The organism is Amaricoccus macauensis (assembly GCF_049800915.1).
GTDB lineage: Bacteria > Pseudomonadota > Alphaproteobacteria > Rhodobacterales > Rhodobacteraceae > Amaricoccus > Amaricoccus macauensis_A.
The window spans coordinates 68380-80111 of record NZ_JBNAFY010000001.1; the positions used below are offsets into that span (position 1 = coordinate 68380).

Sequence of the window (11732 nt, forward strand, 5' to 3'; positions counted from 1 at the left end):
GAGAGTGGCGAAAGGAAAGGCAGAACGCAGACGAGCCAACCTGCGCGACGTGGCGACAGCGGCAAATGTCTCGGTGGCGACCGTCTCGCGCGTGCTGAATGCTCCCGGCACGGTGGCGGAAACGACTCGCAAACGCGTCGAGGAGGCCATGACCAGCCTGCGCTGGGTGCCAAGCGCCGCCGCCCGCGCGATCAACTCGGGCCGGACGCGCTTCATCGGCGCGCTCGTCCCGACGCTGGTGCACGACATATATGCCCGCGTGCTCGGCAGCCTTGAAAGCCAGCTCGCGCTCCACCGCCTCTCCCTCGTGGTCGCAACGACCCAGGATGATCCCGAGATCGAGGCGCGGAAGGCGCGGGGCCTGATCGACATCGGCGCGGAAGGGCTGATCGTCTCCGGCATGACCCACGCCCAGGATTTCTATGACCTGATCGAACGGGGCGCGATCCCGGTGGTCGCCACCTCCTGCCATGATCCGAGGTATTTCCTGCCCACCGTGGGCTATGACAATGCCGGTGCCGCGCGAGCCGCGCTGGACCATCTCCGCAGCCTCGGCCACCGCCGCATCCTCGTGGTCCATGGCCCCAGCGCGAACAACGACCGCACGCGGGCCCGGATCGCGGGGATCATCGACCACGACCCGCAGGCCGAACTGAGTTTCCTGGAATCGCCGCTTTCCATCGGAGGGGGCTGCGAAACCGTGCGCGGCATCGACTGGTCGGAGCGCAAGTGGACCGCCTGCCTCTGCCTCTCGGATGTCATCGCAACGGGCGTTCTCTTCGAGCTCCAGCGCCAGGGCGTGTCCGTCCCCTCGCAGGTCTCGGTGATCGGCACCGACGATCTGCCCGGTTCGGCGCATCTCTGCCCCGAACTTACGACCGTCCATCTGCCCGTCTCCAGAATGGGCCTCGCCGCGGCCGATGCCATCGCCGGGTGGGTCGAAACTCAGGAAACCCCGCAGGACCGCCTGCTGGATTTCGACCTCATCGTACGCGCCTCCACCGCCCCAGCAGCTCAGGACGGCTCCTGATCGCAGGCAGACCGCCGACCGCTCTTCTCGCGGGCGTTCGGTCTGGATATAGGGGCGGTGAGGATCTGGCCCTATCAATGCCCGGCAGCGGGCGTAAACACGGGAAAAACCAACGGGGAAACGCCATGAAGATGACGACGGAAGAAGCCTTCATCAAGGTTCTGCAGCGCCACGGGATCGAACATGCCTTCGGGATCATCGGATCGGCGATGATGCCGATTTCCGATCTCTTTCCCTCGGCCGGAATCACCTTCTGGGATTGTGCCCACGAAGGCAGCGCCGGCATGATGGCGGACGGCTACACGCGCGCCACCGGCAAGATGTCGATGATGATCGCGCAGAACGGCCCCGGCATCACCAACTTCGTCACCGCCGTCAAAACTGCCTACTGGAATCACACCCCGCTTCTTCTCGTCACCCCCCAGGCCGCGAACAAGACGATTGGGCAGGGCGGTTTCCAGGAAGTCGAGCAGATGAAGCTCTTCGAGGACATGGTCGCCTACCAGGAGGAGGTGCGTGACCCGACCCGCGTGGCCGAGGTGCTCACCCGCGTCATCTCCAAGGCCAAGCAGGCCAGCGGCCCCGCGCAGCTCAACATCCCGCGCGACATGTGGACCCAGGTCGTCGATATCGAGATCCCCGAACCCATCGAGTTCGAGCGCTCGCCGGGCGGCGAGAATTCCGTCGCGGCTGCCGCGGCCCTGCTCTCGGAGGCCAGAAACCCCGTCATTCTCAATGGCGCGGGCGTGGTGCTCTCCGCAGGCGGCATCGCCGCGTCGAAAGCACTGGCCGAGCGCCTCGATGCCCCGGTCTGCGTCGGCTACCAGCACAACGACGCCTTCCCCGGTTCCCATCCGCTCTTCGCCGGACCCCTGGGCTACAACGGCTCGAAGGCCGCGATGCAGCTCATCAAGGAAGCTGATGTCGTCCTCTGCCTCGGCACGAGGTTGAACCCGTTCTCCACCCTGCCGGGCTACGGCATGGAATACTGGCCCGCGGAGGCGAAGGTCATCCAGGTCGACATCAACCCCGACCGGATCGGCCTCACCAAGAAGGTGAGCATCGGCATCGTCGGGGACGCGGCCAAGGTCGCGAACGGCATCCTGTCGCAGCTTTCGGACACCGCCGGCGACGCGGGCCGCACCGAGCGCCGCAACCGCATCGCGGAAACCCGGTCGCGCTGGGCGCAGCAGCTTGCCGAGATGACCCACGAGGATGACGACCCCGGCACCACCTGGAACCAGCGCGCCCGCGATGCCAAGCCCGAGTGGATGAGCCCCCGCATGGCCTGGCGTGCGATCCAGACGGCACTGCCCCGCGATGCCATCATCTCGAGCGACATCGGCAACAACTGCGCTATCGGCAACGCCTACCCGAGCTTCGAATCGGGGCGCAAATACCTCGCACCGGGCCTCTTCGGCCCCTGCGGCTACGGACTGCCGGCGATCATAGGCGCCAAGATCGGCTGCCCGGACGTGCCCGTGGTGGGCTTCGCCGGGGACGGCGCGTTCGGCATCGCGGTCAACGAGCTCACCGCCATCGGTCGCGGCGAATGGCCCGCCATCACTCAGGTCGTCTTCCGCAACTACCAGTGGGGTGCGGAGAAGCGCAACTCGACCCTCTGGTTCGATGACAACTTCGTCGGCACCGAGCTTGACGAGCAGGTCTCCTACGCCGGCATCGCCAAGGCCTGCGGGTTGCAGGGCGTCGTCGCGCGCACCATGGACGAGCTGACCGAGGCGCTGAGCCGCGCAATCCGGGACCAGATGCAGAGCGGCAAGACCACACTGATCGAGGCCCTCATCAACCAGGAACTGGGCGAGCCCTTCCGACGCGACGCCATGAAGAAGCCCGTGCGCGTCGCAGGCGTCTCCGCAAGCGACATGGTGCCGCAACAGGTCTGAGGCGAGTGCCGGGCCAGCCGGGCAGGGCGCTTGCGCCCTCCCGCAGTGCGTGAACGGTCGCGCGCCCTAGTTCCGGTCGAGCACCAGCGGCACGCGCATCCCCATGCCCTCGACCAGCTCGCCCGCCATTCCCACCGGCCAGAGCACCCGGATCGTGTCGCACATCCCGTCGTCGATCTCCGCGCCCTGGCGCGAAACCGGAATCTCGAGCGCGGCCACTTCCTCCGGGCTGAACTGCCGGTGCCGGAGCGCGGTCGGCTCGGGCGCCTCCTCGAGATTGCACAGCGAAAACTGCGAGCCGTCATTGTAGGGCAGGCTGACAAAGCCGTATTTCACCGTCTCTTCTCCCGCGGGTTTCGAGACCACGAGCATCTGGAAGGAGGGGCCGTCGGGATTGTCCTGGTTCTCGAAATAGCCGATGTAATCCCCGTCTCCATCGCCGGTCATGTCGAACTGCATGTAATCGACACCCTTGCCATAGGAGCGGTTGCCCCACATCGTATCCGCCAGCACCCAGAAATCCGCATCCGTCACGCCGCCGAGGCCCGCGTCCTCGCCCTCGAAGAGCGCCTCGTACTGGGCCTTCGCCACCTCGAGATGGCCCGCGCCCCGCGCCAGATCGCCGTCCTCGCAGGCCGAAACCGCCCGCCCCAGCGTGTGCTCCAGATCCGCGCTCCAGGTCTCGGGAATGTCCTCCTCCACCAGCGCATGGTGATAGGCCTCCACGGCGGCAAGACATTCGCCCAGATCCTCCAGCGCATGGGCGGGCAGGGCAACGAGCAAAAGGGCCGGGAACGCGGCAGATGTGAGGCGGAGCGTCATGGAGCTATCCTTCGCAGGCAGGGCGGCGGCCCCGGAGTATCCCTTCGCCGCCCCGGGTTAGGGAAATGTGAATGGTCCTGCACCTGCCGCCTGTCCGGGCGGAAGGCTGGCACCTGCCGGACCACTTCGAGATGTCGCGTCGAGAAACTCAGGCTCGGCGCGGCTCTGAACTCATCCCGATTATACCCCGAAAACCGGGGGACGTAAGCAGCAACCCGCACCGCCGCCGCATTCCATCGCAAGGGGGCGGCCGCGATCACACGCACCATGCGCAGCCCTCTCCAGGCCCGCGCCATCAAGCCTGCGTTATGCCAATCCCGCACCGCGTGGTTCTCGCTCCTGGGCGACCCGCACCCTTATATGTGGTCGAATTGATCGGATGATTGGCAGGGCTCAGGCCCCTTACCCCGAAGGCCACCCGTTAAGAGATCGGTAACAGGCAGCCATACGGTTTCCATATCGAAACCATATGGATTCCATACGCGCGGAATGGCCCGATCGGCCGCGCCTCAGGCGTATTCGAGCACCCCGGCATGGCGCATCGCCGCCTCGACCTTTTCCTTCGTCGCAGGCTCCAGTCCCACCAGCGGCGAGCGCACCTCGTCGGTGCAGCGGCCCAACAGCGAGAGCGCGTATTTCGTCGGCGAGGGGTTCGGCTCGGCAAAGCAGGCCCGGTGCAGCGGCATCAGTTTATCCTGATATGTCAAGGCCTTGGCGTAGTCGCCTGCCAGCATGGCATTCTGGAATTCCGCCGAAAGCCGCGGCACCACATTGGCCACCACCGAGATGCAGCCCACACCGCCATGGGCATTGTAGCCGAGCGCGCTCGCATCCTCGCCCGAGATCTGCACGAAATCCGGCCCGCAGGTGATCCGCTGATCGCTCACCCGCGTCACGTCGCCCGTGGCATCCTTCACGCCCACGATCCGCGGCAGCTTCGCCAGCTCCCCCATCGTTGCGGGGGTCATGTCGACCACCGACCGGCCGGGGATGTTGTAGATCAGGATCGGCAGGTCAACCGCATCGTGCAGCACCTTGAAATGGTGATACATTCCGCGCTGGCTGGGCTTGTTGTAATAGGGCGTCACGACGAGGGCGGCATCCGCACCGACCCGATGGGCGAATTGCATCAGCCGCACCGATTCGTCGGTGTTGTTCGAGCCTGCACCCGCAATCACCGGGATGCGTCCGGCCGCGGTATTCACCACAACCTCGATCACGTGCTCATGCTCTTCATGGGTGAGCGTGGGCGACTCGCCGGTCGTGCCGACGGCCACGAGCCCGTGCGACCCTTCCTCCACGTGCCAGTTCACCAGGCCAACAAGCGCTTTCTCGTCCACCTTGCCATCGCGGAAGGGGGTGACGAGCGCGGGTATCGAGCCTTTGAACATTGGGTAACTCCGGGGTGGACGGACGTGCCGATTTGAAAGCCGCGTGAACCTAATCGTGAATGCGCAACACCGCAAGCGCCGCTTTATGCGCCCAGGATATACGCTATGGTAACGCTTGAGTTGCAAAACGAACCGGTAAGATTCGTTGACAGGTCATGAACGTCAGGGACATTCCATGCGCGTATCGCTCACTGCCTCGCTGACCTTTGGCCTGCTGATCGGCACGGTCGCACTTCCCGTCGCCGAACCGCTCCCCCGGCCTCAGACGCTGAAGCTTTCCGCGCCCGCCACCCGCTCCATCGCCGGGGCCGACCACATCAACCTCGCGCTCGCCGCCGCCGCCCAGGACCGCTGGAGCGATGCGCAAAGCTTCGCGCGCCAGACCGGCGTGCCGGTGGCCGCGGACATCATTCTCTGGACCCGCCTGCGCACGGGTGGCGGAGAATGGGCGGAATACGAGGACTTCCTGGCCCGCAATGCCGACTGGCCCGGTCTCGCGTCGCTGCGTCGCGAGGGCGAACACCTGATGCCCGTGGACCTGCCGCCCGCCGAGGTCGCGAAATACTTCACCGCGCAACTGCCCCAGTCCGCCACAGGCTCCATGCGGCTAGCGGAGGCCTTTGTCGCTGCCGGCAAGCCGGAGACGGCCGAGCGGGTGATCCTGCGCGCCTGGGCCGAGATGCCGATGTCGGTGCCCGAACGCGCCGCACTTCAGGAGACCTGGGGCCACCTGATCGCGGAACGCCAGATGGAGCGGCTCGACTGGCTGCTCTGGAACGGCTACATGCGCGAAGCCGAGACCATGCTCGACGAGTTCGATCCGGGCTGGCAGGCACTGGCCAAGGCACGGATCGCGACCCGCCGCGACACGGCCGGTCTCCAGCTCCTGATCCAGTCCGTCCCGCGCGATCTGCAGGACGATCCCGGTCTCGCCTTCGAGCGCTACCTCTACCGTGTCAGCAAGGGCCGCTGGGACGATGCCGAGGAGTATCTCTTCGAACAGTCGATTGCGCCGGAGAGGCTCGGCCGCCCCGACTTCTGGATGGAGCGGCGCGCGGGCCTCGCGCGACAGGCGCTGCGCCGTGGCGAGATCGACCGGGCCTATCGCCTCGCGGCCAACAGTTTCGGCACCGAAGGCGGCGACTACGCCGAAGCCGAATGGCTCGCGGGATATATCGCGCTGACGGAAATGGACGACCCCAACCGCGCCGCGGAGCATTTCTCCCGCTTCCGCGACGTGGTCCAGACCCCGATCTCTTCGGGGCGCGCGGGCTACTGGCTCGGTGTCGCGCTGGAGAAGGCAGGCAAACCCGATCAGGCCGCCGCGGCCTACCGCTATGGGGCCGAGCATCAGACAAGTTTCTATGGCCAGCTTGCCGCCGAACGCGCCGACCTCGAACCCGACGCCTCCATCGCGGCCACGCCGGCACCCGCCACCCTTGCCGAAAGCCCGGTGCTGACCTCCTCGGTGGTGCAGGCCGCACGGCTCTTCATGGAAGCGGGGCAAGATGGCCGCGCCGCACAGTTCCTCCGCCATGCCGCCGAGAATCAGCCCGCGGATGTGCGCGCAGCACTTGCCCAGATCGCCATGGATGGCGGTCTCACCCATGTGGGCGTGCGCGTGGCCAAGGATGCGGCCCGCGAGCGCATCATCCTGCCCGACCACTACTACCCGCTGCCGGAGATGGCCGAGGAAGACTGGCCCATTCCCACCGAACTCGCGCTGGCCGTGGCGCGGCAGGAATCCGAGCTTAACGCAGGCGCGGCCAGCCATGCCGGTGCCCAGGGCCTCATGCAGCTCATGCCCGCGACCGCCAGGCAGATGGCCGAGGACCTCGGTCTGCCCTACAGCGCCTCGCGGCTGGTGCATGACCCGAATTACAACGCCACGCTCGGCACGGCCTATCTCGCGCGGATGCTCAAGCGCTACGACGGCTCGACCATGCTCGCGGCGGCAGCCTACAATGCCGGGCCCGGCCGCGTCGACGAATGGCTCGACACCTATGGCGATCCGCGCGCGCCGGGCGCGGACCCGATCATCTGGATCGAGAGCATTCCCTTCAACGAAACCCGCAATTACGTCATGCGTGTGCTCGAGGGGCTTCATGTCTACCGGGCGCGGATCGAGGGGCAGGCGGGACCGATCCGCCTCGCCTCCGACATGCTGCGAATGGGCTGACTTGATGCGCCGCTGAGCCACAGCGGCGGGAGACTACGGCCGCCTTGTCCCCAAACCACGGGGCCCGGAGACGTCGCCTGCCGTTCATCCGGCGGATGAACGCTTTCGCATGACGCCGAATTTTCACTGGACCGTGAGCCGGACTGCCCCAATTGTTACAGTGCGCGCATTCGGTCGCGGGACCAAGACCGCTCCGGCCCCATGCGCGCTTGAAATGTTGATCCTGATCCGGTGGCGCACGCGGGTGCGCAGCAAGGCGATCGGGGTCTGGCGCAACAACGCTGGGGGACTTCGAAGATGCATTTTCTGAAACCGCGCTCCGCGCCATCGGCAGTGATGTTTCTGTTGATGGCCGCCGCCGGGCTCGCGGTCACGCTCTATCTTTATCTCACACCGCTCACAGGCGTGAACGGGACGACGGGCGCCGCGCTGGTCGTGTTCGCTTGCGCCGCCATGACGCTGGCGGGGCTGGTGCTCGTCTATCGCCCCTGGGGCGGCTTCTCCGAACTGCTGCGCTATCTCTGCCTGCTTGCAGCCGTCTGTACCGCGGCCGCAGCCCTGTTCCTGCAAGCCTACTGGCTGTTATGGCTCATGGCCTTCGCCGTCGTTTTCATCCTGTTCGATTTCCTGGCCAGGAAGGGAGAGCCCGCATGATCCGGCAAAGCTCCATCGCCGCACTTCTCGCCTGCACCGCCAGCTTCGCATACGCGCAAGAAGAGCAACCGCAGCAGGGCACACCCACCGCGGCCGAAACCGGCGCGGAGGAAGAAGCCACGTCCGATCAGTCCGAGGGCGCGGAGGACAATGCTGCCGGCTCCGAAGACGGCATATCCGAAAGCACCGAAGAGCCGGCTTCCGAAAGCGAGATCGACAGCGAGACCGAAGCCGAAACCGGCCAGACCGAGGCCGAGCCCGCCGCCGACGCCACCGCGCAGGCCGAGCCGCCTGCATCCCCCATACCGCTGGTTCCCGAAACACCCACATGGGACAGTTTCCACGGCCAGCTCAATGCCCAGAAATACGCCCCCCTCGACCAGATCACCCCGGAGAATGTTGGCGACCTGGAAAAGGTCTGGGAGTATCACACCGGCGACCTCTCTGATGGAAAGGGCGATCTGCCCGCCACCGTCTGGTCCGCAACGCCCGTCTACGCCAACGAGACGCTCTACATCGGCACGCCCTTCTACCGGGTGATTGCGCTCGATCCCGAGAGCGGCGAGGAGAAATGGACCTTCGACAGCCAGTCGACGCTCGAGGCCCTCACCCAACCCGCGCTCAAGAACCGCGGCGTGGCCTATTGGGAGGCCGACGAGCCTGTCGAAGGCGAGGCGTGCCAGAAAATCGTCTATCTCGGCACGATGGATGCGCGCCTCTTCGCGATCGATGCGGATACCGGCGAGCCTTGCACCGGTTTTGCCGACAATGGCGTGCTCGACGTGAACCAGTGGAACACCACCAACGACCACTGGCCGCTCTCGCTCCTGCAACCGCCGACGGTCGCCGCCGACAAGCTCATCATCGGCTGGGCCGGCAAGGACTGGGAATGGGCCGAAGCGCCTCCGGGCACGGTCTTCACCGTCGATGCGCAGACCGGCGAGCTGATCTGGACGGTGAACTTCCTGCCCGAGGATATCCGGGTGAAGACCGGCACCGCGAATGTCTGGACCCACATGTCGGCGGATGAGGAACTGGGGCTGGTCTACATGCCGGTTTCCTCGCCCTCCCCGAATTACTGGGGCGGCAACCGGCTCGAGGACATTCCGCTCGCCACCTCCACCACGGCGGTCGATCTCGACACCGGCGAGGTGGTCTGGTCGGCGCAGCATGTCCACCACGACGTCTGGGACTACGACACAAATGCCGCGCCCACGCTCATGGACATCACGGTGGACGGCGAGGAAATCCCGGCGCTCCTGCAATCGACGAAGATGGGCATGCTCTTCGCGCTCAACCGCGAAACCGGCGAGCCGATCTGGCCCATCGAGGAGATGGAGGTGCCCACCGATACCGACATCAAGGGTGAGGAACTGCGCCCGACCCAGCCCATCGTCACGAAGCCGGAGCCGGTGATCAGCCTGAGCGAACGCCCCAAGGCCTGGTGGATCGCAGACCTGCTTTCGCTCGGGAAATGCTCCGAGATCTTCGAGAACGCGCGCTACGACGGCATCTACACGCCAACGACCACCAAGGGCACCGGCACGCTGGTCTACCCGGCGACTTTCGGCGGCCAGCAATGGGGCGGGGTGGCCTTCGATCCCGAGAACCAGATCGCGGTGGTCAACACCTCGCGCGCGGTGCAGATGCTCGACATGTATGAGCGCGAGGACTACGACGAGGTCGCTAGCGGATCGGGCAACGAGCAGGGCTTCTATCCGCAGACCGGCGCGCCCTACGGCTTCGAACTGACCGTGCCGCTCAACTGGCTCGGAATGCCCTGCTGGGAACCGCCCTATGGCGATATACGCGCCATCGACATGACGACGGGCGACACGCTCTGGTCGCGCCCGATCGGATCCTCGCAGAAATACGGCTTCTACATGCCCGAGAGCATGGGCTCGCCCACCATCGGCGGCCCGGCGGTGACGGCCGGCGGCCTGATCTTCATCGGCTCGACCATGGACGCGAAGGTCCGCGCCTATTCGCTCGAGAACGGCGACGAGCTTTGGGAAGACGTCGTCGAGGCACCCTCGGTCTCGAACCCGGCCATCTACGAGCATGATGGACGCCAATACGTGGCCTTCGTCGCGGGCGGCAACACGATCCTGAAACCCTCCGTTGGCGATCAGGTCGTGGTCTACGCGCTGCCCGAGGAAGACTGACCGAAATCCGAGCGGCTCCGGCAACCGGGGCCGCTCTCAAGGCCAAGCCTCCTGCCGGATGTGTGCAGGGTCGCGGCAAGGATGAAATCGCGATCCTCACCAAGCAGTGGCCCGCTTTGAGCCGATCAGACCCTCGGTGCTGGGAAGCAATGGCACGGGACAAGCCGAAGGCGCCGTGCCTGCGGCGGCCCGTCCGGACGGGCTGGCGCATCGTTGATGACGGGGCAACGAGCTGATCCAGGCAGTGTCGTCACCATAAACTGCGTCGAACAAGCGATGGTGCGCCACCCCCCGGACCGCCACCGGGTCGGTCCCAAAAACCGCAATGATGCCGCCAGTGCAAACTGTCACCGGTGCGCCGGCGACGGGATCCCATCCGATCCAACTTGTGCTGTTCCCATCGCCTCCTTGGGAGTAAAACGGCTGTCAGGTGGGAGGCCTCATCCATGCGACACCTGATTTCCAATGGAAACCCGATGGAAGAGATCGTGGGCTTCAGTCGTGCTGTTCGGGTAGGGCCCTATATTTCGGTCGGGGGAACCGCACCGGTCGATGCGTCTGGCAGGACGGTCGGCGTCGGGGATGTTCATGCCCAGACAACCCAGTGCTTCGAGATCATCAAGGCCGCTCTCGAACAGGCAGGCTCCGGTCTGCAGGATATCGTTCGAACTCGGGTCATCCTGACGGATATCGACCACTGGAAAGAGGCCATCGAGGCGAGGAAGAAATACTGCATCGATGCCCGACCCGTCGATACGATCATGGCGGTCACACGGTTCGTGAATCCTGAATGGCTTGTCGAGATTGAAGTCGACGCAGTCGTTCCCCACGACGCATAGCGCCCAAACCCATCCATTCAGGCACGGGCGCGAACGATCGTTTTAACCGGTAGGTTCCTGTGACGTGTCGAATGTCAGACGGATGCGGCTCGTGCACCGCGCAGGCTTCAAGTGCGCACAAGAACTCGAAAGCTGCGCGACACTCAAACGACCGCGGTGTTCAGATTGCTGCCAATTTCAATACCGGGCCGCCGCAGGCACGGCGCCTTCGGCTTGTCCCGTGCCAGTGCCTCAAAGCTCGCCGCCCCCTCTTGGCAATACTCCGGAAAGGTTTCGCTGCCACTCTCCTCAACCGCAGATCAGACAGGCGTCCCCCGGTGGGCACGCCCGGCGCGCGTGAAGGAGGCGTCAGCATGTTCGACAAGACGATACTCGGCTACCTGGCCGATCAGCACTGCCTCCTCGGCATCACGGATCTCGACAACCAGCTCGACACAACAGGCTCGAAACAGCTCGCCACCATCGAAGGTGCATTCGTCGATCCGGGGACCGATTTCGGCGCGGGGCAGGTCTTCCTCGAAGTCAGCAATCTGCGCGGTGTCTGTATCCGCAGGCTTCCCTATGGCGGGCGCATTTCCATGACGCTCGCCGAGGCCGTGCGCGCGGTGGCGGCGATGCGCTCGTCCGGGCTGCTCATCACCGACGCCTCGGGCCGGCCGGGCGTGACCCATTTCCCGCCGCACCTCCTGGGCGAGATCGCCATCCTGCCACTCAATCTGCGGCCCAAGGGCGACCAGTAACCGCCACT

The 11732-nt window shown here is 65.5% G+C and carries 9 protein-coding genes; 7 read left to right on the forward strand and 2 right to left on the reverse strand.

All coding sequences use genetic code 11. The features are described from left to right. Window positions 1-4: 4 nt before the first annotated feature. Both ACP15W_RS00295 and xsc read left to right on the forward strand, forming a co-directional pair. On the forward strand, window positions 5-1030 hold the full coding sequence (locus ACP15W_RS00295; protein ID WP_424930829.1) for a LacI family DNA-binding transcriptional regulator: 1026 nt from the start codon (window positions 5-7) through the stop codon (window positions 1028-1030). Window positions 1031-1155: 125 nt separating this feature from the next. Next, window positions 1156-2934: a sulfoacetaldehyde acetyltransferase gene (gene xsc / locus ACP15W_RS00300; RefSeq protein WP_424930830.1), complete on the forward strand. Its 1779-nt coding sequence runs from the start codon at window positions 1156-1158 to the stop codon at window positions 2932-2934. A 66-nt stretch (window positions 2935-3000) separates the two neighbouring features. Here the strand turns inward: xsc and ACP15W_RS00305 are convergent, their stop codons facing one another. Then, window positions 3001-3756, reverse strand: coding sequence for a hypothetical protein (locus ACP15W_RS00305; protein ID WP_424930831.1), 756 nt, complete (start codon window positions 3754-3756; stop codon window positions 3001-3003). Between the two features lie 509 nt (window positions 3757-4265). Further along, entirely contained in the window at window positions 4266-5147 is an 882-nt protein-coding gene (dapA, locus tag ACP15W_RS00310) for a 4-hydroxy-tetrahydrodipicolinate synthase (protein WP_424930832.1), read from the reverse strand. 175 nt (window positions 5148-5322) lie between these two features. Between dapA and ACP15W_RS00315 the strand changes: the two genes are divergently transcribed. The 5 genes from ACP15W_RS00315 (at window position 5323) to ACP15W_RS00335 (ending at window position 11724) form a co-directional block, all read left to right on the forward strand. Then, window positions 5323-7326, forward strand: a complete 2004-nt coding sequence (locus ACP15W_RS00315) for a transglycosylase SLT domain-containing protein (RefSeq protein ID WP_424930833.1) — start codon at window positions 5323-5325, stop codon at window positions 7324-7326. 297 nt (window positions 7327-7623) lie between these two features. Then, window positions 7624-7980, forward strand: coding sequence for a hypothetical protein (locus ACP15W_RS00320; RefSeq protein WP_424930834.1), 357 nt, complete (start codon window positions 7624-7626; stop codon window positions 7978-7980). Further along, window positions 7977-10145: a PQQ-binding-like beta-propeller repeat protein gene (locus ACP15W_RS00325; protein WP_424930835.1), complete on the forward strand. Its 2169-nt coding sequence runs from the start codon at window positions 7977-7979 to the stop codon at window positions 10143-10145. The genes ACP15W_RS00320 and ACP15W_RS00325 overlap by 4 nt, the downstream gene beginning before the upstream one ends. Before the next feature lie 446 nt (window positions 10146-10591). Then, window positions 10592-10984: a RidA family protein gene (locus tag ACP15W_RS00330; RefSeq protein WP_424930836.1), complete on the forward strand. Its 393-nt coding sequence runs from the start codon at window positions 10592-10594 to the stop codon at window positions 10982-10984. Window positions 10985-11337: 353 nt separating this feature from the next. Next, complete coding sequence (locus ACP15W_RS00335) at window positions 11338-11724, forward strand: hypothetical protein (RefSeq protein ID WP_424930837.1); 387 nt, start codon at window positions 11338-11340, stop codon at window positions 11722-11724. The last annotated feature ends 8 nt before the right edge of the window (window positions 11725-11732 follow it).

Bases quoted from the DNA above. Each gene is read 5' to 3' on its own strand.
- xsc (WP_424930830.1), top strand. From the start codon at position 1,156: ATGAAGATGACGACGGAAGAAGCCTTCATCAAGGTTCTGCAGCGCCAC.
- ACP15W_RS00305 (WP_424930831.1), bottom strand. From the start codon at position 3,756: ATGACGCTCCGCCTCACATCTGCCGCGTTCCCGGCCCTTTTGCTCGTT.
- dapA (WP_424930832.1), bottom strand. From the start codon at position 5,147: ATGTTCAAAGGCTCGATACCCGCGCTCGTCACCCCCTTCCGCGATGGC.
- ACP15W_RS00315 (WP_424930833.1), top strand. From the start codon at position 5,323: ATGCGCGTATCGCTCACTGCCTCGCTGACCTTTGGCCTGCTGATCGGC.
- ACP15W_RS00320 (WP_424930834.1), top strand. From the start codon at position 7,624: ATGCATTTTCTGAAACCGCGCTCCGCGCCATCGGCAGTGATGTTTCTG.
- ACP15W_RS00325 (WP_424930835.1), top strand. From the start codon at position 7,977: ATGATCCGGCAAAGCTCCATCGCCGCACTTCTCGCCTGCACCGCCAGC.
- ACP15W_RS00330 (WP_424930836.1), top strand. From the start codon at position 10,592: ATGCGACACCTGATTTCCAATGGAAACCCGATGGAAGAGATCGTGGGC.
- ACP15W_RS00335 (WP_424930837.1), top strand. From the start codon at position 11,338: ATGTTCGACAAGACGATACTCGGCTACCTGGCCGATCAGCACTGCCTC.